At 62.5% G+C, this 25,312-nt stretch carries 26 protein-coding genes, 2 tRNA genes and 1 other RNA gene; 12 read left to right on the top strand and 17 right to left on the bottom strand.

Annotated features, from left to right (window positions below):
• Positions 1-99: 99 nt before the first annotated feature.
• A complete protein-coding gene (locus AC6GQJ_RS16350; protein ID WP_500770174.1) occupies positions 100-1,920 on the top strand; it encodes a M3 family oligoendopeptidase in 1,821 nt (606 codons plus the stop codon).
• Between the two features lie 61 nt (positions 1,921-1,981).
• On the opposite strand, the gene AC6GQJ_RS16345 is transcribed toward AC6GQJ_RS16350, so the two are convergent.
• The 6 genes from AC6GQJ_RS16345 to AC6GQJ_RS16320 form a co-directional block, all read right to left on the bottom strand.
• Positions 1,982-3,076, bottom strand: coding sequence for a histidine kinase dimerization/phosphoacceptor domain -containing protein (locus tag AC6GQJ_RS16345; RefSeq protein ID WP_500770172.1), 1,095 nt, complete (start codon positions 3,074-3,076; stop codon positions 1,982-1,984).
• An 85-nt stretch (positions 3,077-3,161) separates the two neighbouring features.
• Entirely contained in the window at positions 3,162-3,431 is a 270-nt protein-coding gene (locus tag AC6GQJ_RS16340; protein WP_500770170.1) for a DksA/TraR family C4-type zinc finger protein, read from the bottom strand.
• Between the two features lie 74 nt (positions 3,432-3,505).
• A complete protein-coding gene (locus AC6GQJ_RS16335) occupies positions 3,506-4,495 on the bottom strand; it encodes a Gfo/Idh/MocA family protein (protein ID WP_500770168.1) in 990 nt (329 codons plus the stop codon).
• Positions 4,496-4,559: 64 nt separating this feature from the next.
• Positions 4,560-5,480: a capsular polysaccharide export protein, LipB/KpsS family gene (locus AC6GQJ_RS16330; RefSeq protein WP_500770166.1), complete on the bottom strand. Its 921-nt coding sequence runs from the start codon at positions 5,478-5,480 to the stop codon at positions 4,560-4,562.
• A gap of 189 nt (positions 5,481-5,669) precedes the next feature.
• A complete protein-coding gene (rpoH, locus tag AC6GQJ_RS16325; RefSeq protein WP_500770164.1) occupies positions 5,670-6,566 on the bottom strand; it encodes an RNA polymerase sigma factor RpoH in 897 nt (298 codons plus the stop codon).
• A gap of 238 nt (positions 6,567-6,804) precedes the next feature.
• Positions 6,805-7,827: an RluA family pseudouridine synthase gene (locus AC6GQJ_RS16320; RefSeq protein WP_500770162.1), complete on the bottom strand. Its 1,023-nt coding sequence runs from the start codon at positions 7,825-7,827 to the stop codon at positions 6,805-6,807.
• On the opposite strand from AC6GQJ_RS16320, the gene AC6GQJ_RS16315 reads away from it, so the two are divergent.
• Positions 7,799-8,116 carry a DUF6476 family protein gene (locus AC6GQJ_RS16315; protein ID WP_500770160.1) on the top strand — a complete coding sequence of 106 codons (318 nt, stop codon included), beginning with the start codon at positions 7,799-7,801 and terminating at the stop codon, positions 8,114-8,116. The genes AC6GQJ_RS16320 and AC6GQJ_RS16315 overlap by 29 nt on opposite strands.
• A 145-nt stretch (positions 8,117-8,261) precedes the next feature.
• Here AC6GQJ_RS16315 and AC6GQJ_RS16310 read toward each other — a convergent pair.
• A tRNA-His gene (locus tag AC6GQJ_RS16310) sits at positions 8,262-8,338 on the bottom strand.
• 298 nt (positions 8,339-8,636) lie between these two features.
• Between AC6GQJ_RS16310 and AC6GQJ_RS16305 the strand changes: the two genes are divergently transcribed.
• Entirely contained in the window at positions 8,637-8,825 is a 189-nt protein-coding gene (locus AC6GQJ_RS16305) for a DUF6324 family protein (RefSeq protein ID WP_500770158.1), read from the top strand.
• Positions 8,826-8,896: 71 nt separating this feature from the next.
• Here AC6GQJ_RS16305 and AC6GQJ_RS16300 read toward each other — a convergent pair whose 3' ends face one another.
• Positions 8,897-9,367, bottom strand: a complete 471-nt coding sequence (locus AC6GQJ_RS16300; protein WP_500770156.1) for an MmcB family DNA repair protein — start codon at positions 9,365-9,367, stop codon at positions 8,897-8,899.
• Positions 9,368-9,474: 107 nt separating this feature from the next.
• Between AC6GQJ_RS16300 and AC6GQJ_RS16295 the strand changes: the two genes are divergently transcribed.
• On the top strand, positions 9,475-10,758 hold the full coding sequence (locus AC6GQJ_RS16295) for a hypothetical protein (RefSeq protein ID WP_500770154.1): 1,284 nt from the start codon (positions 9,475-9,477) through the stop codon (positions 10,756-10,758).
• Positions 10,755-11,507, top strand: a complete 753-nt coding sequence (locus AC6GQJ_RS16290; protein ID WP_500770152.1) for a COG3904 family protein — start codon at positions 10,755-10,757, stop codon at positions 11,505-11,507. Before AC6GQJ_RS16295 ends, AC6GQJ_RS16290 begins: the two co-directional genes overlap by 4 nt.
• A gap of 11 nt (positions 11,508-11,518) precedes the next feature.
• Here the strand turns inward: AC6GQJ_RS16290 and AC6GQJ_RS16285 are convergent, their stop codons facing one another.
• Positions 11,519-12,352, bottom strand: a complete 834-nt coding sequence (locus AC6GQJ_RS16285; protein ID WP_500770150.1) for a M48 family metalloprotease — start codon at positions 12,350-12,352, stop codon at positions 11,519-11,521.
• Positions 12,353-12,555: 203 nt separating this feature from the next.
• Between AC6GQJ_RS16285 and ssrS the strand changes: the two genes are divergently transcribed.
• Positions 12,556-12,711: non-coding RNA, 6S RNA (ssrS, locus tag AC6GQJ_RS16280), on the top strand.
• 60 nt (positions 12,712-12,771) lie between these two features.
• Here the strand turns inward: ssrS and AC6GQJ_RS16275 are convergent.
• Positions 12,772-13,374: a TetR/AcrR family transcriptional regulator gene (locus tag AC6GQJ_RS16275; protein WP_500770148.1), complete on the bottom strand. Its 603-nt coding sequence runs from the start codon at positions 13,372-13,374 to the stop codon at positions 12,772-12,774.
• 113 nt (positions 13,375-13,487) lie between these two features.
• Here AC6GQJ_RS16275 and AC6GQJ_RS16270 point away from each other — a divergent pair, with 113 nt between their 5' ends.
• From AC6GQJ_RS16270 to AC6GQJ_RS16250, 5 genes are all read left to right on the top strand, one after another.
• Positions 13,488-13,772 (top strand): hypothetical protein, encoded by a 285-nt coding sequence (locus AC6GQJ_RS16270; protein WP_500770146.1) that lies wholly within the window; start codon positions 13,488-13,490, stop codon positions 13,770-13,772.
• A 95-nt stretch (positions 13,773-13,867) separates the two neighbouring features.
• Positions 13,868-15,154, top strand: coding sequence for a homoserine dehydrogenase (locus tag AC6GQJ_RS16265; RefSeq protein WP_500770144.1), 1,287 nt, complete (start codon positions 13,868-13,870; stop codon positions 15,152-15,154).
• A 30-nt stretch (positions 15,155-15,184) separates the two neighbouring features.
• Positions 15,185-16,153 carry a class II fructose-bisphosphatase gene (gene glpX, locus AC6GQJ_RS16260; protein ID WP_500770142.1) on the top strand — a complete coding sequence of 323 codons (969 nt, stop codon included), beginning with the start codon at positions 15,185-15,187 and terminating at the stop codon, positions 16,151-16,153.
• A gap of 67 nt (positions 16,154-16,220) precedes the next feature.
• Positions 16,221-17,960, top strand: coding sequence for a single-stranded-DNA-specific exonuclease RecJ (gene recJ, locus AC6GQJ_RS16255; protein ID WP_500770140.1), 1,740 nt, complete (start codon positions 16,221-16,223; stop codon positions 17,958-17,960).
• A 99-nt stretch (positions 17,961-18,059) separates the two neighbouring features.
• A tRNA-Glu gene (locus tag AC6GQJ_RS16250) sits at positions 18,060-18,134 on the top strand.
• 359 nt (positions 18,135-18,493) lie between these two features.
• On the opposite strand, the gene AC6GQJ_RS16245 is transcribed toward AC6GQJ_RS16250, so the two are convergent.
• The 5 genes from AC6GQJ_RS16245 to AC6GQJ_RS16225 form a co-directional block, all read right to left on the bottom strand.
• Positions 18,494-19,519, bottom strand: a complete 1,026-nt coding sequence (locus AC6GQJ_RS16245; RefSeq protein ID WP_500770138.1) for a diguanylate cyclase domain-containing protein — start codon at positions 19,517-19,519, stop codon at positions 18,494-18,496.
• Complete coding sequence (locus AC6GQJ_RS16240; protein ID WP_500770136.1) at positions 19,516-20,103, bottom strand: heme NO-binding domain-containing protein; 588 nt, start codon at positions 20,101-20,103, stop codon at positions 19,516-19,518. Before AC6GQJ_RS16240 ends, AC6GQJ_RS16245 begins: the two co-directional genes overlap by 4 nt.
• 97 nt (positions 20,104-20,200) lie before the next feature.
• Complete coding sequence (locus tag AC6GQJ_RS16235; RefSeq protein WP_500770134.1) at positions 20,201-21,763, bottom strand: trimethylamine methyltransferase family protein; 1,563 nt, start codon at positions 21,761-21,763, stop codon at positions 20,201-20,203.
• A gap of 116 nt (positions 21,764-21,879) precedes the next feature.
• Positions 21,880-22,602, bottom strand: coding sequence for an HAD family hydrolase (locus AC6GQJ_RS16230; RefSeq protein WP_500770132.1), 723 nt, complete (start codon positions 22,600-22,602; stop codon positions 21,880-21,882).
• On the bottom strand, positions 22,599-22,883 hold the full coding sequence (locus AC6GQJ_RS16225; RefSeq protein ID WP_500770130.1) for a DUF3572 domain-containing protein: 285 nt from the start codon (positions 22,881-22,883) through the stop codon (positions 22,599-22,601). The genes AC6GQJ_RS16230 and AC6GQJ_RS16225 overlap by 4 nt, the downstream gene beginning before the upstream one ends.
• Positions 22,884-22,959: 76 nt before the next feature.
• Here AC6GQJ_RS16225 and AC6GQJ_RS16220 point away from each other — a divergent pair, with 76 nt between their 5' ends.
• Positions 22,960-24,375: a diguanylate cyclase domain-containing protein gene (locus tag AC6GQJ_RS16220; protein ID WP_500770128.1), complete on the top strand. Its 1,416-nt coding sequence runs from the start codon at positions 22,960-22,962 to the stop codon at positions 24,373-24,375.
• A gap of 62 nt (positions 24,376-24,437) precedes the next feature.
• Here the strand turns inward: AC6GQJ_RS16220 and AC6GQJ_RS16215 are convergent, their stop codons facing one another.
• A complete protein-coding gene (locus AC6GQJ_RS16215) occupies positions 24,438-24,932 on the bottom strand; it encodes a periplasmic heavy metal sensor (protein ID WP_500770126.1) in 495 nt (164 codons plus the stop codon).
• 2 nt (positions 24,933-24,934) lie between these two features.
• Positions 24,935-25,312, bottom strand: a complete 378-nt coding sequence (locus AC6GQJ_RS16210; RefSeq protein ID WP_500770124.1) for a hypothetical protein — start codon at positions 25,310-25,312, stop codon at positions 24,935-24,937.

The following is a 25,312-nucleotide window of genomic DNA, read 5'->3' as shown; positions in this document are numbered from 1 at the left end:
TGGCCCTCCAGTCGGTCGCCGCAGGATCGCTGCGGCGACACCCTTGCCCCCGACCTGTTCCAGCCATACCTATGGGCCAACAGATAAAAGAGGTTTTACATGTTTCACTTGCCCTTCCCCGTTCGGGACATCAACGCATCCAATGGGGACCAGCCCTTGGGCGACCTGCCGGAATGGAACCTTGATGACCTCTATACCGGACAGGACGCGCCCGAGCTCAAGCGGGATCTCGACTGGCTTGAAACCGCCTGCACCAGCTTTGCCGCCGACTACGAGGGCAAGCTGGCGGAACTGGACGCGGTTGGCCTGCTCGACTGTATCCAGCGGCAAGAGCGGATCAACCAGATTGCGGGGCGCATCATGTCCTTTGCGGGGCTGCGCTATTACCAGCAGACCACCGACGCGGGCCGCGCCAAGTTCATGTCCGACGTGCAGGAAAAGGTCACAAACTTCACCACGCCGCTGGTATTCTTCACGCTCGAACTCAACCGACTCGACGAATCCCACCTGACCGCCCTGCTGGACCAGAACGCCGATCTGGCGCGCTACAAACCCGTCTTTGACCGCATTCGCGCGATGAAGCCCTATCAGCTGTCCGACGAGATGGAGAAGTTCCTGCACGACCTCGGCGTGGTGGGTGATGCGTGGGAACGGCTGTTTGACGAAACCATTGCGGGGCTCGAATTCAATATCGACGGCGAAACGCTCAACATCGAAGGCACGTTGAACTTCCTCACCGATCAGGACCGCAAAAAGCGCGAAACCGCTGCCCGCGAACTGGCCGAAGTCTTTGCCGGCAACATCAAAACCTTTGCCCGCGTGCACAACACGCAAGCCAAGGAAAAAGAGATCATGGACCGCTGGCGCGGCATGCCCACGGCCCAGACCGGTCGCCACCTGTCCAATCAGGTCGAACCCGAAGTGGTCGAAGCGCTGCGCAACGCCGTGGTCGCCGCCTATCCCAAGCTTAGCCACCGCTATTACGACCTTAAGCGTAAGTGGCTAGGTCTTGACGTGATGCAGGTCTGGGACCGCAACGCGCCCCTACCCATGGAAGACCCGCGTATCGTCGGCTGGGACGAGGCGGAAAAGACCGTCATGGATGCCTACAATGCCTTTGATCCGCGTATGGGCGAACTGGCCCAGCCGTTCTTCAAGAAGGGCTGGATCGACGCGGGTGTTAAACCGGGCAAGGCACCGGGCGCCTTCGCGCACCCCACCGTCACCGATGTGCACCCCTATGTAATGCTGAACTACCTTGGCAAACCGCGTGACGTGATGACGCTGGCCCACGAACTGGGCCACGGCGTGCATCAGGTGCTGGCGGCGGATCAGGGCGAGATGCTGTCCTCCACCCCGCTGACACTGGCCGAAACCGCCTCTGTCTTTGGCGAGATGCTGACCTTCCGCAAAATGCTGGACCGCGCCGAAACGCCTGCACAGCGCAAGGTGATGCTCGCCGGCAAGGTCGAGGATATGATCAACACGGTTGTGCGCCAGATCGCGTTCTACGACTTTGAATGCAAGCTGCACGAGGCGCGCCGTGGCGGGGAACTGACCCCGGATGACATCAACGCGCTGTGGATGTCGGTACAGGCGGAATCGCTTGGGCCTGCCTTTGAATTCATGGATGGATACGAAACCTTCTGGGCCTATATCCCGCACTTCGTCCACTCGCCCTTCTACGTCTACGCCTATGCGTTCGGCGACGGGTTGGTGAACGCGCTCTACTCGGTTTACGCCGAAGGGGCGGAAGGGTTCGAAGACAAGTATTTCGACATGCTCAAGGCCGGTGGCTCCAAGCACCACAAGGAACTGCTCGCACCGTTCGGACTTGATGCCTCCGACCCCAAATTCTGGGACAAGGGGCTGAGCATGATCTCGGGCTTTATCGACGAACTCGAAGCGATGGAAGGCTAAGGCCCTTCCCCGTTTTCGCGGCAATCAAGGCGACCCTGTTTCGGGGTAGCCTTTTTCATGTTCAGGCGGTGAATTTGACCGTCAGCGACGTGCCGGTTTCCACAGTCTCATATTCCAGCTGGCCGTTCAGTTGCACCGCCGCCGAAGCCATCAGCATCTCGCCCAGTCCGCGCCCCTGTTCGGCACTCGGCTCGACCCGATCCTGACGGCCCACCCCGTCATCCTCGCAGGTCAGCACCCACAGCCCGCGATCCGGTTTGGTCAGGGAAATGCGGATATGGCCCTCTTTTTCATCCGGAAAAGCGTGTTTGATCGAATTGGCGGCAAATTCACTGACGATCATGCCGATGGCCGAGGCCTTCTTGGCGTCCAGCGTCGCCTCGGCCGATTGCACGGAAATCGTCACGTTTTCGGGCGAGACTTCCTGCAGCAGCGCCACCACCCGCTTGAAATAGTGGGCGATATCAATTGATCCCTGCCCCTCGCGGCCCATCAACTCGGAATGCAACGAGGCAACCGCGCCGATCCGCCGCTCTACCGCCTCAAGGACGTTGATCGCATCGGGATCGCTCAACTTGCGCGAGGCCATGCGCATCACCGACCCGATGGTCTGCAATGAATTGCGCACGCGGTGGTCCATCTCACTGCGCAGCGATTCCTCTTGCTTGAGCTTCTTGCGCAGTTCCAGTTGCGTCATCACCTGCCGCGAAAGGGTCTTGAGCGCCTCGCGCTGGAAATCATTCAGGCTGCGCGGACGGTTATCAAGGACGCACAGCGTCCCGATTGGCATCCCGTTTGGCGCAACCAGATTGGCACCGGCATAGAATTGTACCTCGGGGCCGCCCACATGCAGCGGGTTGTTCTTGGTGCGCGCATCGGCGGACATGTCCTCGACCACGAACACATCATCCTGAAGAATGGCGTGCGAGCATACGGACTGGTCCAGCGGTGTCTCCTGCGGCTCGAACCCGCGGCGCGCCTTGAACCACTGGCGGTCATCATCCACCAGACTGATCAGCGACACCGGCACATCACAGATTTCCGATGCCAGCGCGACGATATCGTCAAAATCCGCCTCGTCGCCGGAATCCAGAATATCATAGGATTCAAGCGTTTCGATCCGCTGTTCCTGTTCAGGGTGTTTGTCGGCAAGCATGGTCGTAGCCCCCAAGGCTGAAATCCGTGGCGGGCAACTTAGCGTCCGGCGCGCACATTATCCATTGCAAACGGCACAGAAGCGCTCATTTCAGCTGACTGTCCTTGGACCCGCGCCGGTTGATCCCGCCGCGCCGCTGGAATGCCGCGTCCCGTTCCGCCACGCAATCGACGCACAGCTTCACACCCGGCAGGGCGATGCGGCGCGCTTCGGGGATCGGTTCCTCGCATTCGGCGCAATGGGTGCGGCTTTCTCCGACCGGTGCGCGGCGCGCCTTCATCCGCGCCAACTCGTCCGAGATCGACGCCTCGATCTGTTCGGAAACCGCCCCGTCCTTTGCCCAACCGCCTGCCATGATGCCCTCCTACGCGTTGCTGCTTTGCCCCGTGCGGGCGGGGAAAACCCCGCCCCAAGGGCACGTTGATCCCATTACTTAGCCTTCGCAAACACCGCATCAATCAAAGCCTGCGTGCCGCGCGCATCCTCAAGGTGCCACGGATAGTCCGCACCGTCGCGCACATGGGCGCTGAATGCCTCGACCTGCAACACGTAATGGTTCACCCCTTCGAACCGTTCCTCGGTGATCGCCGCAGGCCGCCCGCCGCCATGCACGTTCTTTTGCAACTCGACCCGCGCAGGGCCGAACACCGCCGGATTGAACGGCGCGGTCAGCTTGATCACCCCGTCCGAGCCGACAAATGTCATCTCTTGGCACGGATGCATCCGCATCGAGTTAATCCAATGCGCCGAAAAGCTGGGAAAGCGCGCCGAGACCCGCGCCAGCACATCCACACCATTCTCGAAATCGACATCCGCATGGGTGATCGCGTCAGGCTCCTCACCCGTGAACCAGCGCGTGGACCCATAGGTGTAGACGCCGATATCGGGAATGCCGCCGCCACCCGTTTCAGGCTTGTTGCGCACATTGCCAGGGTCCGAGGAGTTGTCATAACAAAACAGCCCCTCCACATGGATCAGCCGCCCAATGGCCCCCTCGCGGTACAGATCGCGCGCCCGCTGCCACTGCGGGTGGTGCACGATCATATAGGCTTCTGTCGCGAAACAGCCCGACGCCTCACGCGCGTCGATCAGCGCGGCGTAGTCGTCCGCGTGCAGCGCCATCGGCTTTTCACACAACACATGCTTGCCCGCGTCCAGCGCCTTGAGGGACCATTCCACATGCAGATGGTTCGGCAGCGGGATATAGACCGCATCAATCTCGGGGTCGGCCAACAGGGCGTCATAGCTGTCATGCACCCGCAGATCGGGACAAAAGGCGCTGAACTCTTCGGCCTTGGCCGGATCGGAGGTCGCCAGCGCCACCAGTTGCGCGCCTTTGGCGGCGTGGATCGCAGGGGCCATATGCTGGCGCGCAAAATTCGCGGCACCCAGAATGCCCCACCGTACCGGATTGCTCATGTCGTTCTCCTCGCCTGTTATGGATCGCCACACCTTAACCGGAACAAACAAAGGAACAAGGGCATCAGCCAAGGCCGCAGCGCGCGATCACTCGGTCCGCCAGATCGCCATCGACGCTGCTTAGGCACAGGTCGGCAAAATACCACCAGATGAACTTGTCATAGGCCCGCTTTCGCGGCGCACGGCGCAGTATCTCGACTAGCGCGGCTTGGGTCTGGGCGACATCCGCCACATGATGAAAATCGGACTGCCCGCATAGAACAACAGGCTTGCGATGCAAGTAGGCCTCGATCCCCACAGCGGAATTGATCGTCACCACGCGATCCGCTGCCGCAATCAGATCGTGGATATTCCCCGAACTGACCCGCAAATGCGGATAGAGCGCCAGCCGCGTCTCCAACCCTTGCACCGTCGCCGGATCACGGTCCCGCGGATGCGGTTTTACCACGACGGGCCCATCCAGCGCCTCGCACACGGTATCCAGCATTTGCCACCGATCAAGATAACAGGTCTCGCCTACCACGCGATGGCCTTCCGACTGTAGGAACACCGCCGCCGCCACATCGCCCGTCTCAGCCACATCCTCAGGCTGCGCATAGCGCGAGGTGCGCTGCCCCACCATCCGCTTGCGCAAGCGGCGGAAAAACGGACGCGCCACCTCCGGATCAATATCCCCTTGCGGAAACGACGCTTGCGCGATTGACGAAAAGGCACGAATGCCCTGCCAGTCAAAATTCCAGTACGGATAGATATAGGCGACATCGGCATTGCGCACCCGCGGATGCGCAAACCGCCCGTGATGCACCACATGGATCGCCTCATCCTGCGCCACCCGCGCGGCTAGCCGCTCACGCTCCAGCACCTCGACCTCAAAGGTGATGCCACGCTCCTGCAACCCCGCCACAAGACGCAGGTAAAACGGGGCCAGCCCGTCCCCGCCCAAGCTCAGCCAACTGCGCGGCACATGAAAGATGATCTGCGTCATGAAACAAACGTTACCCCTCAACCCCGCAAATCAAAACACCACTCGAACGCCTCGCACCACCGGTCCTTACTTCTCTGTTCCCAAAAAATCCTCCCCGAAGGGCCGATCTCCCATTTTCCCAAGGCCCAAAACAACAAAAACCCCGCCTGAACCAGACGGGATTTTCATCATATCAACTTTAACGCCGGATTACGCTGTCGCCATCAGCCCTTTGGCCTTGGCAATATCGCGCATCTTGTTCTGCAACTTCTCAAACGCGCGCACCTCAATCTGGCGGATACGCTCGCGGCTCACACCGTACTGCGCCGACAGATCTTCCAGCGTCACGGTCTCGTCCGACAGACGCCGCTGGGTCAGAATGTCCTTCTCGCGGTCATTCAGCACATCCAGCGCCTCGGCCAGCATTTCGCGGCGCACTTCCAGCTCGTCACGCGCCTCGTAATCGCCTGCCTGATCGGCGCTTTCGTCCTCAAGCCAGTCCTGCCATTGCATCGTGCCTTCGCCTTCGGAGCCAACCGTGGCGTTCAGGGACGCGTCGCCCCCCGACAAACGGCGGTTCATGCTGACGACTTCGGCTTCGGTCACCCCCAGATCGGTGGCGATCTGCGCGACATTCTCGGGGCGCAGGTCACCCTCTTCCAGCGCACCGATCTTGGCCTTCGCCTTACGCAGGTTGAAGAAAAGCTTTTTTTGCGCCGATGTCGTGCCCAGTTTCACAAGGGACCATGACCGCAGGATATATTCCTGAATCGAGGCGCGGATCCACCACATCGCATAGGTCGCAAGGCGGAATCCTTTTTCAGGATCAAACCGCTTTACCGCCTGCATCAGGCCCACATTGGCTTCCGAAATCACCTCGGCCTGCGGCAGGCCATAGCCGCGATAGCCCATGGCGATCTTCGCGGCGAGGCGCAAATGGCTCGTCACCATCTTGTGCGCGGCTCCGGTGTCTTCTTTCTCCACCCATGCCTTGGCCAGCATGTATTCTTCTTCCGGCTCCAACAGCGGGAATTTGCGGATTTCCTGCATGTAACGGTTCAACCCGCCTTCGGGGGTTGGTGCGGGCAGATTTGCGTAATTGGCCATGATATCCCTCCTGGCTATCCCCGTCTTATCCAATGTTTACGGGCTTAACATCTATATGGGTCGATGGTCCCACCCCTACAAGGGGTAGGATCGGTTAATGTCACGGTGCCACAGACGTGTGCAAATTTGCAGGGGTTGCGACGCCCCTTCACGACCATGTGCAAATCATTGCAACACATGCCGAACGGGGTCTGTTCTGCCCCGGTCGCCAAAGTGCCTTAGAAACCTTTGAGGTATCTTAACTGACGGCCTGCAAAAGAGTTGCAAAATCATCCGGAATTGCAGCCTCGAACCGCATTTGATCGCCCGTCACCGGATGCTCAAAGCCCAGAACTGCCGCATGCAGCGCTTGGCGACCGAAACCCGCCACTGCCGCTGCACCCGCGTCGCTCAACGCATTGCGCGCCAGTTTGCGCCGCCCGCCATAGACCGGATCGCCGACAAGGCCGTGACCCGCATGGGCCATATGCACCCGAATCTGGTGCGTGCGCCCCGTTTCCAGCCAGCATTCCACCTGCGACAGAACCTCGGGCGCGCCGTATCTTTCCACTACCCGCGCCCGCGTGATCGCATGACGCCCGCCATGGAACAGCACCGCCTGACGCTGCCGGTCGGTCTTGTGGCGCGCCAGTTGCGTGGTCAGCTTCAGCACATTGCCCGCTTCGAAACTCGCGCCCTTCACCCCGCGCAAGCGCGGATCATTGGCATCCGGCACCCCGTAGACAAGGGCGCGGTAATACCGCTCGACCGTATGGGCCGCGAACTGCGCCGCCAGCCCGTGATGGGCGGCATCGCTTTTGGCCACCACCAGCAAACCACTGGTATCCTTGTCGATGCGATGCACAATGCCGGGCCGTTTCATGCCCCCCACACCGGACAGATCGTCGCCGCAATGATGCATCAACGCATTCACCAACGTCCCCGACGGCGAACCGGGCGCGGGATGCACCACCATGCCCGCGCGCTTGTTGATGACGACAAGGTCATCATCCTCGTGCACGATATCGAGCGCGATGTCCTCGGGCAGAATATGGCTTTCCTGCGCTTCCTCCAGTGTCACAACCACCTCGGCCCCCGCGGAAACGCGCGCCTTGGGGTCGGTGACGACAACGCCGTCGATGGTGACACTGCCCTCGGCCAGCAATCGCGACAAACGCGTGCGCGACAGGGCTGCAACCACTGGCACGTCGCGGGCAATCGCCTTATCAAGACGTGCGGGCGGGTCATCCGCGATGAAAAAGGACAACCGGTTGGACGACATCGAAACCCCTTTGGAACCTGCTAACCTGCGCTTCTTGCGCCGGCTGGTGACGGTATTGACCGTCATAATGATCGCAGGCGTTGTAACCGTGGTGTCGCTGCTTGTCATCCGCCTGAATGGCGACCCTGCTGCCCTGCCCCTGCCCGAACAGGTCACACTGCCCGAAGGCGCGACCGCGACCGCCTTTACCATCGGGTCCGACTGGTTCGCGGTGGTCACGGAAGACGACGAAATCCTGATCTATGATCAAGTGACCGGAACGCTGCGTCAGACCGTGCGTATCGACTAGGGTTGGCGGGTGGGTGCCTTTGCCACAGGCAAACAGCGCACAGGCCAACACGCCAGAAACACGTAAAACCGGCGATGTAGGGGGGCAGCGCAATCAGCGCCTATTCTGAAACCCCGCGCCCGTTTCGCTGTGCGAAAGGATGGGGTGGTACCACCTCCTGGTCTCGAACCAGGGACCTCTTGATCCACAATCAAGCGCTCTAACCTACTGAGCTAAGGCGGCACTGCGGGTCAAATACCCCTCGTTTGCGCCGATTGCAAGACCGTGAAAAGCGATAAATCACCCTCTTTTTCCACCTCGGCCCCACGTCACCCGACGTGAGTACAATGACTTGCATGGCCTGTCACAATCCCGAACGCGCAATGGGCGACATCCTGGCCCCTACTACGCAGTCGCTTCGCAAACAGATTCGCGAATAGGCCGCGCCCGTGCATTGCCCTCGCACATCCGCCGCCCCGCACCACCTTGCCTTTCAACCCGCCACGGTCTAGCAGACGGCAACGTCAAACCGGAGGCGACCATGGGTATCAACAACGAACGCGACATCGAAGCCAATATGCAAATCGGCCCCACCGATCAGGGCATGGTGCGCATTTTTGTCGAATCCAAAGGTGTGGAAATCCCGATGGATTTCGACCCCGAGGAAGCTGAAGAAATCGCCGACGAAATCCGCGCCGCCGCCAAGGCTGCCAGCGTGATGAAGCCCTAAGGCGCAAACGCCCCTCTGATTTCAGCTAACGTGTGCAGCGCGCGCATCGCGGGCCGGTTCTGCACGTCCGATCACCAGCCCAAACCGGCACCCGGATCGCGCAGCGCCTGCAAACGCCGCGCCGCGTGGGTGGCGAATTTCTGCACCATGACCTTGCGCCGCGCCGCGGCCAGCTTGTCCTCCGGTGCCATGCGCACGATCTCTGCATCATAGGCATCCGCGATGATCAGGCCGGTTTCGTCGGGCAGCAACTCCACCGGAAACGCCGAATCCACCGCCCAGAAAAAGCGGTCACACCACTCCAGATACCCTTCCCACTTGGAATCGGACATGAAATCGGCGCGGCTCGACTTGCACTCGACCACCCAGATTTCGCCCTTCGGCCCCAACGCCATCACATCCACACGCAATCCGCGCGCGGGCACAAGTTCCTCGACTGTGGCCCAGCCCAGACTGGCCAAGTGCCGTGACACGCCACGCGCCAGCAACTGCCCCGGCATCATGTCGGGCATCACAGGGGGGGAAAAGGACCGCTCTTGCATAGCCCCCAAATATGAACAAAACCTGAACAAACGCAAGAGGCCCCTGCCCGCCCCTTGGCGTAGGCCCCTGATGCGCCTACCTTATGGGGATATTTCGGGGGATCATCATGACAAACGACACCCGCCTGAGCGAGACACAGGCCCGCGGCGTGCGCTATGCGCGCGAGCTTGAGGGACATCTTGGCTGGCTCGACACATTTTCGGGCACTGCTCTGGGGGTTCTGGCGACGGCCTCGGGCATTTACACCTATCTTGGTGTCTCGTCCCTGCTGGATGAAAACGGGGCCATGTCGGTCTTTGCCGCCATCGCCTATTCGGTGGCTGTCTCGGTCGGCATCTTTGTCTTCTGGTCCTATATGATGCGCCTGTTCCCCGCCGTCCGCTCGGCCCGCGCGCGCATCGGCCTGATGCTTGCCATGGGGGCCGGATCGCTGGCCATTGTCGCCATGTCGTCTTGGCTGAACGCCGCCGCCCTTGCCGGATCGGCAGCGGTCGAACAGCATCTGGCGAAAACCGTGCAGGATTACCAAGGCAGTCTGGAACGCGCCCACGAGGTCGCCATCACCGCCCAATCGCTAGAACGCGATGTGGCCCGCGTGCGCCAATCCTTCGAAGACCTCAGCGAACAAGAGGCTGCTGGATCGCTGTCTGGCCTTGCAGGACGCGGTGCCGTGTTCCGCGTGTTGCGCCAGAAAGCGGCAGAGCTTTCGGGTCTCGAAGGGCAGATCAGCGCCCAGACCCCGCTGGTCGAGGCCGCCTTCAGCGAAGGCAACGCCATCCTGTCCCGCATGCGCGCCCTTACGGTAGAACCCGGCCCGGTCGAGGCCCGCAGCGTCGAATTCTCCGAACAGGCCGTGCGTCTTGCCGGTCTGATCACCCAGTTGCGCCAACTGTCTGTCGCGCCACTGGTGGAGCGTGCAGCCCAAGACCTCGCGGCTTCGGTCGTGCTGCCCGAACTCGATGGCGGCACTGCGGAAAACCGCGTCGATCAGGCGGCCACAATCACCTCGGTGCTTGAAGTGCTCGCCCAACGCGCCACCACACTGGAGCGCGCCGCCCAAGCGGTACAGGCCCTGCAACCCGCGGCGGACGTGACCTATACCCCGATCTCCTCGGCGGACGCGGTTATCCTCTATGCGCGCAACTTCGTGCCCTCATGGGCCGGCGCGATTGCCATTGACCTGCTGCCTGCCGTGCTGGTCTTTATCCTTGCCATCACGCATTCCGCGATCCGTGGCGGGCGCGAAGGGGCCTCTATCGAAGACACGCTGACACTGGCCGAGTTGCGCGCCGCCATGGCCGCGATGCGCGATGTGGAACAAACCTTGCACGAACACGACCAGATCACCGCCGCGCGCCCACTGCCCACGCCCAAGCAAGCCGCAGAATGACCGACCAAGCCCCCCAAAAACGCAGCCCCGTCGCACGGGTTCTGATGGGTATTCTGATCTTCCAGCTTGGCCTTGGCGGGTTGCTGGTCATCGGCGACATGCAGGGCCTGCGCCTGCCCAGCTTTGGCCCCGACGCCCCGCGCCTGACCGAACCGGTGCGCCCGGGGGATCAGCGGCGCACCTTCCGCCCCGACCGCGACCGCCCCACCGTGCAGCCCGCCCGCGACCCAGGTGAGCTTCCCGACCGCCTTGTCCTCACCGCCATCGACGGCGGCACCTACCGGCTCGAAGGCAGCATTCGCGCCGACGACGCCCCGCGGCTGATTGACTTGCTGGACGCGGCCGACCCCGCGCCCGAAACACTGGTGCTGCAATCCCCCGGCGGCTCGGTCAGCGACGCGCTGAGCCTTGGCCGCCATATCCGCGCCCAAGGGATCGACACACAAATGCTCGCGGGCGAATACTGCTATTCCGCCTGCCCCTACCTCCTTGCCGCCGGTACGAACCGCGACATCGAAACCGGCGCATCCGTCGGCGTGCACCAACACTATTTCGGCGAAAACACCTTCCTCCCCGCTGCCTTCGCGGTCGAGGATATCCAGCGCGGCCAAGCCGAGGTCATGGGATATCTGAACGACATGGGCATCGACCCGCTGGTCATGCAACACGCGCTCAGCACCCCGCCGGACGAGATTTATGTCCTGCTGCCGGAAGAGCTGGAAAGATACGGCTTCACCAGCGCGAACTGATCCACATCCGCTCAGGGTAGCTGGCGCACCAACCCCTGCCCCGCTTCAATATGTTTGTGCGTCGCCAACACCGTGGCGAGCCGCTTTTCATCCGGCGGATGGGTGCCCCAGAAACTCAGCTTGCCGCTTTCGGTGCGCGCATCCTCGGGGCGGGCAAAGAACCGTGCGCCCTTCACCGCATCATACCCCGCCGCCACCGTGATATGCGTGCCCAGCGTATCACTTTCCAATTCATAGGTCTGGGAATACGCGACCGACCCGATGGCCGCACCCGCCTCGATACTGTCTCCGATCAGATCAGGATCGGTGTGTCCGCCATAGCTCGCGCTATGGGCCGTTGCGGCAACGGCAATAGCCCACATGATCAACGCCCCTGCCAGCTCCTGCTCCGCCTGCTTTTCGATATGGCGCCCGATCAGATGCCCGTACTCATGCCCCAGAACAAAGGCGACCTCGTCGTCACTGCGCGTATCGCGCAACAGCGGCAGGGTCATCCGCACCACCGGTGCCCCGTCCACATAGGTGAAATAGGCATTGCGCTCATCCAGCTTGCGATCAATCTCGACCCGCGCCGCACAGTTGAAGTCGGGCCGGTCTACCATAACACTGGCACAAAACCGTTCGGCCACAGGGCGGATGCGGCTGGCCACCCGTCGAAACCGCCGCTCCGCCGCAGCCGAAGACAGCGATGGGCGCGCCGCTTCACGCTGCGCCACCTCGAACATGGACCGCGCCTCACTGGCACTGGCCGCATCAATCTCGGGCAATGCAAATGTCGTGCCACAGCCTGCCCCAAAAACCGACAGCGCCAAGGCCGAAAACAGCCTAACGTTACAAAACCCCATAACAATCCCCCAAAATCAAAACCCTGAAATAGAACTTAAAACGTAACAACTGACGCCAACTGGCGTCAACATAAACAATTCCGGCACACCACCCGAACCGCCCCTTCTCTGTTCCTAAAAAATCCTCCCCGAAGGGCCGCTTTCCGCCAAGCCCACCGCATGCCCTTGTCGAACCACACCGCAAGCCCTATCTGTCAACGCGACGGGTTCTGCCCTTCTCGTGACAGGTTGCATTCCGGTGGCCTTAAGCAATTCCGAGGGAGCTGGCTCTGTGCGGACCCTGGTCCGTTTACCTGGCGCCCACCTGTACATACAGGTCCTCGGGAATGAGAGAACCAAACGGTTGTGGTGGTTCCCGTCGCTTTCCAAAAAAAACACGGCCCAAACGGGCCGGCGGGCGGGCGCATTTGACCGTCAGGTCAAACAGTCCCGACCTGCGGCGCGGACACGGCACGGCGCACCATGTCCCAATACTGGTCCTGCACAGCCCCAAGGCTCAGCCGCCCACCGGTGCGGAACCATGTGGTCACGCCCGTCAACATGGCGATCACGGCCAGCGTGGCAATCTTGGTGTCCTCAATCTCGAACATGCCCTGCTGTGCGCCGTCGCTCAGAATATCTTCCAGTACGGTTTCATAGCGCCGCCGCATCTGTTCGATCCGCGCGAAATTCTCGGGCTCCAGATTGCGCAACTCCATATAGGCGATGAACACCGCATCGGGCCGCTCGTGGTGAAAGGCGATGTGAAAGCGCACGAACTGCTCAAGCCGCGCCAGCGCCGACCCGTCCCCGCCTGACGGCACCGCCGCCAGCAGCGCGTCCATATGGTCCTGCATCAACTGGAACAGCAGGGTCTGCTTGTCCGGCGTATAGTTATATAGTGCCCCTACCTGCACTCCCACATCCGCCGCGATCCGGCGCATCGACACCGCCGCATAGCCATGGCGCGCAAACAGCGACAGCGCCGCCGCACGCACGCGCGGGCCTGTAATATCTGAATGTGATCCGGTGGTGCGCGCCATTTCCCACGATTATCTGAACAGATGTTCAAAACCAAGCCGTGCTTGCACGCACGCCCCCCTTGGTGCATCACCTTTACAACACGAAGACGCTCACAAAGGGATACCATCCGGCCATGCGTATCGCGCTCCTTGTTCTTTGCATCGCCCTGACGGGCTGCACACGGTTTCCCGAACTGGACAATGTCGTCTCGGCCGAAACGGCTGCTGCGGACTATCCCGCCCTTGTCCCGCTTGAACCGTTGCTGGCCAACACGACACCGGTGGTCGCAGACCCTGTGGCGACCTCGCGCACGCTCAATGCCCGCGTCAACGCCCTGCGCGCCCGCGCCGCCGCGCTGCAACGCACAACAATTGTCGATTCCACCACCCGCAGCCGCCTGACAGACAGCCGCAGCTAGGCCGCACCACTTCTCGCAATTGCGCCCCTGCGCCGAACCCGCTACATCGCGACGCAAAGCCCGTGATCGGGCGCAGAGAACAAAGGGACACCCACATGAACGCACCGTTGCGCCTTGGCATCGCAGGATTGGGAACTGTCGGCATCGGGGTGGTCAAAATCATCCGCCAACATGCCGCACTGCTCAGCGCACGCACGGGGCGTGACATTTCGATCAGCGCCGTTAGCGCCCGCACCCGCGACAAGGATCGCGGCGTGTCGCTGTCTTCCTACGCATGGGAAGACGACCCTGTCGCTCTGGCCCGCCGCGATGACGTGGATGTGTATGTGGAACTGATGGGCGGCACCGACGGCCCCGCCAAGGCCAGCGTCGAAGCCGCCATTGCCGCAGGCAAGGATGTGGTCACCGCCAACAAGGCAATGCTTGCCGTGCATGGCCAGTCGCTGGCCGAAGCCGCCGAAGCCGCGGGCGTTTCGCTGCGCTATGAGGCGGCAGTCGCAGGCGGCATTCCCGTGGTGAAGGCCCTGACCGAAGGGCTGGCAGGCAACACCATCACCCGCATCGTCGGCGTCATGAACGGGTCGTGCAACTATATCCTCACACGGATGGAAGACGCGGGCCTCAGCTATGCCGAGGTCTTTGCCGAAGCCGACGCGCTTGGCTACCTCGAAGCGGACCCGCAGCTTGACGTGGGCGGCATCGACGCCGCGCACAAGCTGGCCATCTTGTCCGCCATCGCCTTCGGCACCCGCGTGAATTTCGACGGGATCGAACTGGAAGGGATCGAGCGGGTCAGCATCGACGACATCCACCACGCCAATGACATGGGCTACAAGATCAAGCTGCTGGGCGTTGCACAGCGTACGGGCCGCGGGCTGGAACAGCGCATGATGCCCTGCCTCGTTCCCGCATCCTCGCCCATGGGCCAGTTGCAGGGCGGCACCAACATGGTGGCGATCGAAGGCGACGCGGTCGACCAGATCGTGCTGCGCGGACCGGGCGCGGGCGAAGGTCCAACTGCCTCAGCGGTGATGGGCGACGTCTGCGACATCGCGCGCGGCCTGTGCCTGCCCGTCTTCGGCCAGCCCTCCACGGGCCTTGAAGATGTGGCGCCGACCGCTGCCGTGCTGCCCGCCCCCTATTATCTGCGCATGGCGCTTGTCGACAAACCAGGCGCACTGGCGAAAATCGCTACCGTACTGGGCGACGCGGGTGTCAGCATCGACCGGATGCGCCAGTACGAACACAGCGATGCAAGCGCGCCTGTCCTGATCGTCACGCACAAGACCACCCGCGCCGATCTGGATGCCGCCATCGCCTCTATGGGATCGACCGGCGTTTTGCTGTCCGACCCTGTCGTACTGCGTATCGAATCCGTCTAACCGCCCGCTTTTCCAAAAAGGACTTTCGCCATGACTTCCACCGCCATTTTTCAGGATCGCATGCTCTCGCTGGGTCTGGCCCGTGTCTCCGAAGCGGCCGCGCTCGCCTCGGCCCGCCTTGTCGGCCACGGTGACGAGAAAGCCGCCGATCAGGCCGCCGTCAATGCAATGCGCGAACAGTTGAACATGCTGGACATCGCAGGTGTCGTGGTCATCGGCGAAGGCGAACGGGACGAAGCCCCGATGCTGTTCATCGGCGAGGAAGTCGGCACCGGCAACGGCCCCGGCGTGGACATCGCGCTTGACCCGCTCGAAGGGACGACACTGACCGCCAAGGACATGCCAAACGCGCTGACCGTGATCGCCATGGGGCCGCGCGGGTCCATGCTACACGCGCCGGACGTCTATATGGACAAGCTCGCCATCGGCCCCGGCTTTGCGCCCGACACCGTCACGCTCGACATGGACCCAGCCGAACGCGTGGCCGCACTGGCCAAGGCCAAAGGCTGCGACCCTGCCGACATCACGGTCTGCATCCTCGAACGTCCGCGCCATGAGCAGATGATCGCCGCCGTGCGCGGCACAGGGGCATCGATCCGCCTGATCACCGATGGCGACGTTGCAGGCGTCATGCACTGCGCCGATCCGTCCACCGGCATCGACATGTATATGGGCGAAGGCGGCGCGCCCGAAGGGGTCCTCGCCGCGGCGGCGCTGAAATGCATGGGGGGCCAGATCTATGGCCGCCTGTTGTTCCGCAACGACGACGAAAAAGGCCGCGCGGCCAAGGCAGGCATCACCGATCTCGACCGCATCTATACCCGCGACGAGATGGTAACGCAGGACGTGATCTTTGCCGCATCGGGCGTCACCTCCGGCTCGCTTCTGGCGGCTGTGCACCGTGAACCCGGCTGGCTGACGTGCGAAACATTGCTGATGCGGTCGAAAACCGGATCGGTGCGGCGCATCAACTACCGCACCCCGACCCACACCGTCTAAGCGCGGCCCCATAGCGGCCCGCACCCCGCGCCGCCGTCAACGACCTGACCCGAAGGAGGAAACACCCGTGGCCTTTCTTAACGTCGAACGGTCCTTGACGCAGCGCCGATGGGTCGGCCCCTCGGCCGACCTGTCCCGCGCCGCGCAAGCGATGGCACAACAGACCCAGTTGCCGGATCCTGTGTGCCAAATACTTGCGCGCATGGGCGTCAGTCCGCAGGACGCGCCTTCCTACCTTGCGCCAACGCTGCGCGACCTCATGCCCGACCCGCGCAGCCTGCGCGATATGGAGCGCGCCGCCGCCCGCGTGCTTGAGGCCGTGAACAAACGCCAGCGCATCGCCGTTTTTGCCGATTACGACGTGGATGGCGGCAGTTCCGCCGCCCTTCTGCTGACATGGCTGCGCGATCTGGGATGCGGCGCGACGCTTTATGTGCCTGACCGCATCGACGAAGGGTATGGGCCCAACGACGCCGCCATGGCCGCGCTGGCAGCCGAGCATGACCTGATCATCTGTGTCGATTGCGGCACCCTGTCCCATGATCCGATCGCCGCCGCCAAAGGCGCGGATGTGGTGGTGCTGGACCACCACCTTGGCGGGGAAACCCTGCCCCCCGCGCATTCTGTGGTGAACCCCAACCGTCAGGACGAAGACGGCGAACTGGCCCATTTATGCGCCGCGGCTGTCGTGTTCCTGATGCTGGTCGAAGCGGGCCGCCAACTACGCGAGGTGGGCCGCAAGGGGCCGGACCTGATGGCGCTGCTGGACCTTGTCGGCCTTGCCACCGTGGCAGATGTCGCGCCGCTGATCGGGGTCAACCGCGCCTTTGTCCGCCAAGGGCTGACCGTCATGGCGCGGCGGAATCGTGCGGGGCTGGTGGCGCTGGCCGACGTGGCGGGCATGGACACCGCGCCCACCCCCTATCACCTCGGCTATCTGCTGGGGCCGCGAATCAACGCGGGCGGGCGCATTGGGCAGGCCGATCTGGGCGCGCGCTTGCTGGCCACCGCCGATCCGCACGAGGCTGCGGCCCTGTCCGAACGGCTCAACACGCTCAACACCGAACGGCGCGAGATCGAGGCCAGAGTGCGCGCCTCTGCCCTCGCCCAAGCCGAAGAACGCGGCACCGACCGCGCGCTTGTCTGGGCCTCAGGCGACGGCTGGCACCCCGGTGTGGTCGGGATCGTCGCCGCCCGATTGAAAGAGGCCACAAACCGTCCCGCCATCGTCATCGGGGTCGAGGACGGCATTGGCAAAGGCTCGGGGCGCTCCGTCTCGGGCATCGACCTTGGCGCGCCGATCCAGCGGCTCGCGTCCGAGGGGCTGCTGATCAAGGGCGGCGGGCACAAGATGGCCGCAGGGCTGACCGTGGCCGAGGACAAGATCGAAGCCGCCATGGCACGCCTTGACGAATTGCTGACACGGCAGGGGGCCGATGCGATGGGGCCAGCCGATCTGCGCCTCGACGGGGCGTTGATGCCTGCCGCTGCCTCGGTCGAACTGCTTGAGCAGATTGATTCCGCAGGCCCCTTCGGCGCGGGTGCGCCTGCGCCGCGCTATGCTTTTGCGGGCATGCGAATCCTGTTTGCCAAACGCGTGGGCGAAACCCATCTGAAAATCACCTTTGGCGAGGCGGGTGGCGCGCGGCTCGACGCGATCTGCTTTGGTGCCTTCGACGGCCCCCTTGGTCCTGCCCTTCTCGACCATGGCGGCGCGTCCTTCCATCTGGCCGGACGGCTCGAAATCAACACATTCCGTGGCCGCCAGTCCGTGCAACTGCGATTGGAGGACGCCGCAGCCGCGTAAAAACAGCGTGTTCGCCCCCGCAGTGAAATTATCTCCAAAAGAAACGATTTTTCTGCTTGCGCCGAATTGACCGATTGCCTAAAGAACCGCTCACAGCTTGTCCCGTTCGTCTATCGGTTAGGACGCCAGGTTTTCAACCTGGAAAGAGGGGTTCGATTCCCCTACGGGATGCCACTGTACGGCTTCCTTACAAGCGCGAAAAACAGCCCAACGCGGGCGCGGGTCACCGCGCCGCTCTGGTCACCGCGCAGGTTGTTTGCCGCTTTCTCCGATAATTGATCTGCGAACCTCGCTGCATTGCGTCTGCGGTTCTGCGGCGCTCCCCAGCACCGGCGCATCGCTTGGTTCTTTTCCTCAAAGTTTCAGCGCATCGCCTGATGGTCGGAACCACCGCACCAAGAGAAATCACAGAATTTCCTACGACTCCCGACACATAGGCGCCGATTCTATGCAGTTGCGCCCAATATCGTCCTGCACCACGGCTACGCTGATCACGCCACCGGATCGGCAAGCGACGAACACCTAAGGCCCCCTCACGCCTCCCGCCCCACCGGTGCGGTCAGGTTCTTGCCCACCGCGCGCAAGGACGGGTGATAAACGGTCTGCGTCGCGCGCCCACGGTGTTTGGAGGCATAAAGCGCTACATCCGCATCATCGAGGATTTCTGCGATGGTCTTGCCCATCTCGGGCTCATAAATCGCAGTGCCGATGCTGGCCGAGATATTGCACACCTCCCCCTGAAAATAGATCGGGCGCGACAGGTGTTCGATGATCCGCTCGCCAATATGCTCAAGCGCCAAGGGCCCATGCGCAAAGGGCAGGATGATGACAAATTCATCCCCGCCGATGCGCGCTACGGTGTCGGTCTCTCGGGTCTCCTCGACCATGATGCGTGCCACGGTTTGTAGCACGTGATCCCCCGCCGCATGGCCCAACCGGTCATTCACTGCCTTGAACCAGTCCAGATCAATCTGCATCAGCCCGAACTGTGTACCCCATTCGATCAGACGGGCCAGCACATGATCCATGGCGCGGCGGTTCTTCAACCCCGTCAGCGTGTCGGTAAAGGCCTGCTCCTCCGCCGCGATCATCGCCCCCTGCAAACGCAGGTTCAGCTTGCGCGACGCCTCCATCGCCGCCGATTTCGCCTCCACCAGATAAAGCATTTCGACCGTCAGGTCCGTGGCCGCGAAATCCGCACTGGTCAGCGCGTAATCCGCCACCGCATCGACCACGGAAATGCCAAAGGACAGGTTCACGATACTGAGATCCGGATCTGGCGCGGGCACCAGAATGCCCTTGATCTCGGTCTTGGGCATGTTGCGCAGTTGCAGGTGCAGCTTTACCCCCGCCGCGGCGCGCAATTCACCCATCGTGCTGATCGCACGCGGCCTTTTCAGATCGAACAGCTCCAGAAACCGCGCCCCCACCATCGGCGCATCGGGGCGCAGTTTCTGCACCGTGGGACCGGCATGAACCACATGGCCCGTCGCCGACAGCACCAGATGCATAGGGCATAGCACATCCAGTGCCGCAAAGAACGGGGCCGTTTCTGTCATATCGCGCGCGCCCCCAATTCGAATGCCCGCCCTTCGGCAAATTCGGGTTCCACCAGCGCGATAGAGATCGTTTCAATCCCCTGCCCCGCGCCGGTATGCTCCAGCACGGCCAATGCGCCGTAATCATCCGCCATGGCCCGTAAAATCCCCATCATCACATGGCCATAGCCCTGCAAAGGGCATTCGCAGATTAGCGTGAATTGCGAGGGCGCATTTTCCCGCAACTCGATCCGCGGCAGGGTCAGGTCGGACACGGCAAGCCGCGCACGGTCCGGCAGATCGTCAAGGGAATGCAGAAACTCAACAAAGGTCACGCCACCGAATCGCAACAACCGGCGCAACGCCTCAACATTGGGGTGAGAGACGAGATAGGTGCCAATATCCTCCATCACATCATCGCGGGGGCGTTTCAGAACATGGCTGACCGCATCCAGCAGCGCGGGCGTGATCGCATCGTCATAGGTCAGCATCGCCTCGAACTCGACAAAGCGCAGATCGGCAACCCGTGTCGTTTCAACCCATTTATCGGCCCCGTAACTATCGGTCACAAAACACTGTATGGCCCTGTTGATCAGCCCATGCATAGCAGTACGTCCCAAATCCTCTGACGGAGTATGGGCGTGCAGAGTTAACAATTGTCTTAACAGATAAAATCCGACCCATTTAGCGCGCAGCGCGGCCTTAGAAATCCGTGGGCGCGCCGCCTTCGGATTTGCGGCGGGCGACGAAATCGGCCAGTTCGGCGCGCAGGCTGTCGTCTAACGGCGGCGCCTCAAACGTTTCGATGATCGACTTGAACAGCCCGTGTGCGCGTTCGGGTGTCCAGACCGCGCCCGCGGCTTCCCACCCTTCGTAATTCTTCCAGTCGCTCAGGAACGGTTGGTAAAACGCATCCGCATAACGGTCCTGCGTGTGCTGGATGCCAAAGAAATGGCCCGCATCACCCACCGACTTGATCGCATCCAGCGCAATCTCGTCCGGCCCCGTCGCGGTCAGGGACGGATCCATATAGCGCTGGATTTGCTGCAAAACCTCGCAATCCATGATGAACTTTTCAGGGCTCGCGATCAGCCCGCCCTCAAGCCATCCGGCGGCGTGATAGACCATATTGGAGCCCGACTGCACCGCCGCCCACAAACTGTTCGATGTTTCCCACATCGCCTGCCCGTCCGGCACATTCGCCGCGCACACGCCGGACGAGCGCAGCGGCAGACCGTAAAAGCGCGCCATCTGCCCCGTCATTTGCGTGGCCCGCATATATTCCGGCGTCCCAAAGGCGGGCGCGCCCGATTTCATGTCCACATTCGACGTGAACGTCCCGATCGCGCAGGGCGCACCGGGGCGCACATATTGAAACAGTGCAATGGCGCACAGCGCCTCGGCGACGGATTGCGCCACCGCCCCTGCCAAGGTCACGGGCGCCATCGCACCGGCCAGCGTAAACGGCGTCACCACTACGGCCTGCCCACGCCGCACCATGCGCAAACAGCCGTCAATCATCGGGTGGTCATGTTTCAGCGGCGAGGTGGAGTTGATATTGGTGTACATGCGCGGCGTCGCCTCGAACTCGGCCTCGGTCAGCCCGCCTGCGATGCGCACCATCTCCATCACGTCCTCGACCCGCTCGCGACCCAGCGAATAGGCGTGCATCGCCTTGTCCGTCAGCGTCAGCTTGTCAAACAGCACATCCAGATGCCGGACAGAGGCGTGGATATCGACAGGTTCCACCGGATAGCCGCCCGCGAAGTGGATGCAGTTGAAATACTGCGTCAGCTTCAGCAGGTTTGCGCACATCTCGCGGGTGCCCGCCACTTTGGTGCCGATGGACATGTCCCAATAGTTCGGCGGCGAGGACACGTTGCCAAAGTTCAGATGCCGCCCGCCGATGGTAATAGTCCGGTCGGGATTGCGCGGCGTGATGGTGAACTGCGACGGGGCCTTGCCGACCATCTCCATCACGAACGCGCGGTCGAAAAAGACCAGATCGCCGTCAACCTTGCAGCCCGCGCCTTTCAGGATGCCGACAGCTTCGTCATTCAGGAACCGGATACCGATCTCTTCGAGGATGCGCATTGCCCCGTCGTGGATCGCCTCGACCCCTTCGGGGGGCAGCGGTTCCACCGGCGGGTCGATCATCAGCGGCGGGTTCCACGGCATCTGTTCGATCACAGCGGCACCGCGCCGCGCCGCCGCACCTGCCCGTCCACCGCCACGGGTTCTGCGCATTGGGTCGGGGGCGGTCATGGGGCGGTTCCTTTGATGGGATCACAGCCCCAAGGACACATCACCCCGCCCCGTATCACATTGCCATTTGCGACCGCCCGTGTCGCTTTCCGCAGGCTGGTCGCGCACAAAAGCGGTCAGACCGCCGCCGCACTCTCCAGCCACGCAGGGATATGGCCGATATTCGGCAGCACCGCTTCGGCATGGGGGGCAAGGTCATCGGCACTGGCCAACCCCGTCAGCACACCCAGACAGCGCATGCCCGCCGCACGGCCTGCGCGCAGGTCATGCAGACTGTCCCCGACCATCACCACCGTGTCGGGCGCAAGCCCCGTCGCCTTGCAAAAGGCCAGCAACTGGCCCGGCGCGGGTTTGCCGCCATGGCCGCTGTCATATCCGGCGATGAAATCGAAATGTCCCACCACTCCGGCTGCGGTAAGATGCGCGCGCGCAGGCGCTTCGCTGTCATTGGTGGCCACGCCCAGCATCAGGCCACGGGCGCGCAATCCGGCCAGAAACGGGTGCAACGGCACTGCTTCGGCCTGCGGCGCGCGCTCGGCCTCTTGGTTGATCAGTTGTGTCAGGCTGGCACGGTCCATGTCGGGCACCAGCGGGGCCAGCACCTCGACAATATCCGCAACGGTACCGGCGATGGCGACGCTGTCGCGGTGGAAGGTGCCGGTTGCCATCTCGAACCCCACGGCCGCGCCGTAGGTCGTCGCACGCGCCAGATCGCCCTCGGCCAGACGCATCAGAAAGGACGACGCCCAAGCCTCCCATGTGGTGGCGAAATCGAACAGGGTGCCGTCCTTGTCGAACACGATCCCCTTAACTGGCACAGAAAGGTTAACGCCACTCACGTCCAATGCACCTGATCACCACCGGGCAGGGCCATGCGCGCATACATCGGCTGGTCATAGGCCAGTTGCGCACTATCGCAGAACTCCCGCACCCACTGATCGTCCATCATGATAAAGTCCAAAAGCGCCCCCAGAAAGGCCGGATCGGACACGCCTTGGGCCATGTCAGCCTCGCTTGCGCCGGTCGCGCCTAGGAACACGGGGCGCAATTCATCATTGCCCACCATCCAAGAGAGCGCCTTCAAGCCGACGATCTCGGCGGATTCTTGCGACAAAGCCATAGGGAGTGACCATTCCTGTGATTTGGAAACACTTTGTTAACCTAAACCAACAAGAAATGAATGCACAGGAATTGTAATGAATTGGAACGGACTTGTGCACGGAAAAATCCTTGTCATAGATCCCATTGCGACCAACCGCATCGTCTTGCGGGTGAAACTCGCCGCCAGTCACTATGATATCATTCAGGCCGAAAGTATCGCAGGCGCGATGCGGACCATCGCCACCGACATGCCGGACATGATCCTGTGCGCCGATGTGTTGCCCGATGGCGGCCCCCTGCGCCTGATGGCGCGGCTGCGCAAGGCAGGGGTGATGGGCAAGGTGCCTGTGGTGGTGATCGGCGCGCCCACCTCGACCCAAGACCGCCAGTGCCTGTTTGCCGCAGGGGTCGAGGATGTGCTGGAAAAGCCGATTGACGACAGGCTGCTGCTGGCCCGCACCCGCAGCGTGATGCGTGCCTATGCCTCGGCCAGCGAATGGCAGTTGCGCGACGGCACCTCGCGTGCCTTGGGGTTTGCCGAACCCTGCAACAGTTTCGGCCCCCGCGAAGCCGTGCGCGTGGTGATCGATTCCGAAGATTTCGATCCCGCTTGGCGCGACCGGCTTGCCGCCCATATCAACGCCAACGTCACCTTTTGCACACCCAGCGATGCGGTCAGCCGCACCGGCACGGACCGCACCCCCGATGCCTTTGTCCTGCTGATCGAACGCAACAGCAATGTGGACATGCTGGGCCTGCTGGCCACCATCCGCAGCCACGGCGCCACCCGCCACAGCGCCATTATGGTGGTCGAGGTCGACCCCGACCCGCATATCGGCGCGCAATTGCTGGACACGGGCGCGAACGACTTGATGCGCTTTGACCCCGATCCGGCGGAACTGGCGCAACGGCTTGAAACCCAGATCGCGCGCAAACGCATGTCTGACACTTTGCGCGACACCATGCGTTCGGGCGTTGAAGCGGCGGTACTGGACCCGCTGACCGGCCTGCACAACCGCCGCTATGCGCTGCCCCACCTTGCGCGCATCGCCGAACGGGCCGCGCAGACGCAAAAACCCTTTGCGGTGATGGTGGCCGACATGGACCACTTCAAGCGGATCAATGACACGATGGGCCATGCTGCGGGCGATGCAGTGCTGATCGAAACCGCCCGCCGCCTGCGCGAGAACCTGCGCGGCGTCGATCTGCTGGCCCGTATCGGGGGCGAGGAGTTTCTGATCGTCCTGCCGGGGGCGGGGCTGGCCAACGCGAAAAAGGCCGCGCAGCGCCTGTGCCGGACCATCCGCAACACCCCGTTCGACATTCCGGATCAGGATTTGCCAATCACGGCGACAATCTCGATCGGGTTAACGGTGTGCGATCCGTCGGTGCAAACGCAAATGGAACTGCCCATGAAGGCCGAGGCGCTGCTGGGCCGTGCCGACAAGGCGCTTTATAGTGCTAAATCCGAAGGACGCGACCGCGTTACACTGGTGCGCCCTGCCGCCTGAACCGGCGGGTGTTAACCGTTTGCCACGGCGACAGCGTTAACTTTTCCCCGCAGGTTGGTTCATCAACGCTCGCCCTTCGGCCCGTCCTTCTTGCGTGTGCCTTTACGCATCGCGGCCTCTTCCATGCGCACGGTATAGGCGATCCGCTCGGACGTACTTAGGCGCGATACCGCGTCGATCCATGCCTCTTGCGCGGCATTCTGCACCCGTGCGGCATCCTCGGCCTGACGGTTCAGCACCACGCGCACGGCGTCGATATCCAGCGGATCGTCCTTTAACAGCGCGATCATCTGCGTATAGGCCCCGCGCCGCGCACGCCGGTCCGGCAGGCTGTCATCGGCACGCATCGTGTCAAACACCTCGCGGCGCACTTCGCGCGGCAAGGCCAGCACATAAGGCATCGCATAACCCAGCGATGGTGGGCGCGCACCTGTGGGCCCGCCGCGCAGCACCATGCCCGACACCAGCCCGACAATGGCCAGATTGGCCGCCAAAGACAGGCCAAGCACCACCTTGATCCACATCGGACAACGGGGTTTCTGTGTCGCGGTTTCCATGCTCATCCTTCCTCGATGTCCCAGCCGAAGGCGGTTAACGCATCCTGCCCTTCGTAATAGGTTTCGTAATTGACCGGCCACAGGCTCTCCAGCCCCATCGTGTCAAGGCCACCCAGACCGACCACAAAACCGGTCGCCGCCGCCGCGACAAGACCCCCGACAGCCATCGCACCGCCTAGACCGTCAATGATCTGGCGCCACCACGGCTCTGCCCGACGCGCCCCACCAGGAGCGGGCAGCGCATCCATCGCGTCCTGCATCACCCGCGCCATCAACGCATCCGAGGCCGGCGCATCCCCTGCGCGGCCCAGATCATCCAGCAAGCCGGTAATCCACGCATCTTCATCAGGGCGGTCAGCGGGTCCGGTACGGTCGGTCAT

This window comes from Tateyamaria sp. 7Alg 36 (assembly GCF_059882455.1).
This window is presented reverse-complemented; position numbering and strand designations above follow the sequence as displayed.

Excerpts from the sequence above, each read along its gene's own strand:
- AC6GQJ_RS16270 (WP_500770146.1), top strand. The coding sequence starts at position 13,488 with ATGCGTATCGCGCTCCTTGTTCTTTGCATCGCCCTGACGGGCTGCACA.
- AC6GQJ_RS16340 (WP_500770170.1), bottom strand. The coding sequence starts at position 3,431 with ATGGCAGGCGGTTGGGCAAAGGACGGGGCGGTTTCCGAACAGATCGAG.
- AC6GQJ_RS16215 (WP_500770126.1), bottom strand. The coding sequence starts at position 24,932 with ATGGAAACCGCGACACAGAAACCCCGTTGTCCGATGTGGATCAAGGTG.
- AC6GQJ_RS16300 (WP_500770156.1), bottom strand. The coding sequence starts at position 9,367 with ATGCAAGAGCGGTCCTTTTCCCCCCCTGTGATGCCCGACATGATGCCG.
- AC6GQJ_RS16330 (WP_500770166.1), bottom strand. The coding sequence starts at position 5,480 with ATGACGCAGATCATCTTTCATGTGCCGCGCAGTTGGCTGAGCTTGGGC.
- AC6GQJ_RS16285 (WP_500770150.1), bottom strand. The coding sequence starts at position 12,352 with ATGGGGTTTTGTAACGTTAGGCTGTTTTCGGCCTTGGCGCTGTCGGTT.
- AC6GQJ_RS16315 (WP_500770160.1), top strand. The coding sequence starts at position 7,799 with ATGAAAAAGGACAACCGGTTGGACGACATCGAAACCCCTTTGGAACCT.
- AC6GQJ_RS16240 (WP_500770136.1), bottom strand. The coding sequence starts at position 20,103 with ATGCATGGGCTGATCAACAGGGCCATACAGTGTTTTGTGACCGATAGT.
- AC6GQJ_RS16225 (WP_500770130.1), bottom strand. The coding sequence starts at position 22,883 with ATGGCTTTGTCGCAAGAATCCGCCGAGATCGTCGGCTTGAAGGCGCTC.
- AC6GQJ_RS16245 (WP_500770138.1), bottom strand. The coding sequence starts at position 19,519 with ATGACAGAAACGGCCCCGTTCTTTGCGGCACTGGATGTGCTATGCCCT.
- AC6GQJ_RS16345 (WP_500770172.1), bottom strand. The coding sequence starts at position 3,076 with ATGCTTGCCGACAAACACCCTGAACAGGAACAGCGGATCGAAACGCTT.
- AC6GQJ_RS16265 (WP_500770144.1), top strand. The coding sequence starts at position 13,868 with ATGAACGCACCGTTGCGCCTTGGCATCGCAGGATTGGGAACTGTCGGC.
- AC6GQJ_RS16320 (WP_500770162.1), bottom strand. The coding sequence starts at position 7,827 with ATGTCGTCCAACCGGTTGTCCTTTTTCATCGCGGATGACCCGCCCGCA.
- AC6GQJ_RS16335 (WP_500770168.1), bottom strand. The coding sequence starts at position 4,495 with ATGAGCAATCCGGTACGGTGGGGCATTCTGGGTGCCGCGAATTTTGCG.
- rpoH (WP_500770164.1), bottom strand. The coding sequence starts at position 6,566 with ATGGCCAATTACGCAAATCTGCCCGCACCAACCCCCGAAGGCGGGTTG.
- AC6GQJ_RS16235 (WP_500770134.1), bottom strand. The coding sequence starts at position 21,763 with ATGACCGCCCCCGACCCAATGCGCAGAACCCGTGGCGGTGGACGGGCA.
- AC6GQJ_RS16220 (WP_500770128.1), top strand. The coding sequence starts at position 22,960 with ATGAATTGGAACGGACTTGTGCACGGAAAAATCCTTGTCATAGATCCC.
- AC6GQJ_RS16305 (WP_500770158.1), top strand. The coding sequence starts at position 8,637 with ATGGGTATCAACAACGAACGCGACATCGAAGCCAATATGCAAATCGGC.
- AC6GQJ_RS16350 (WP_500770174.1), top strand. The coding sequence starts at position 100 with ATGTTTCACTTGCCCTTCCCCGTTCGGGACATCAACGCATCCAATGGG.
- AC6GQJ_RS16295 (WP_500770154.1), top strand. The coding sequence starts at position 9,475 with ATGACAAACGACACCCGCCTGAGCGAGACACAGGCCCGCGGCGTGCGC.
- glpX (WP_500770142.1), top strand. The coding sequence starts at position 15,185 with ATGACTTCCACCGCCATTTTTCAGGATCGCATGCTCTCGCTGGGTCTG.
- AC6GQJ_RS16275 (WP_500770148.1), bottom strand. The coding sequence starts at position 13,374 with ATGGCGCGCACCACCGGATCACATTCAGATATTACAGGCCCGCGCGTG.
- AC6GQJ_RS16210 (WP_500770124.1), bottom strand. The coding sequence starts at position 25,312 with ATGACCGACCGTACCGGACCCGCTGACCGCCCTGATGAAGATGCGTGG.
- AC6GQJ_RS16290 (WP_500770152.1), top strand. The coding sequence starts at position 10,755 with ATGACCGACCAAGCCCCCCAAAAACGCAGCCCCGTCGCACGGGTTCTG.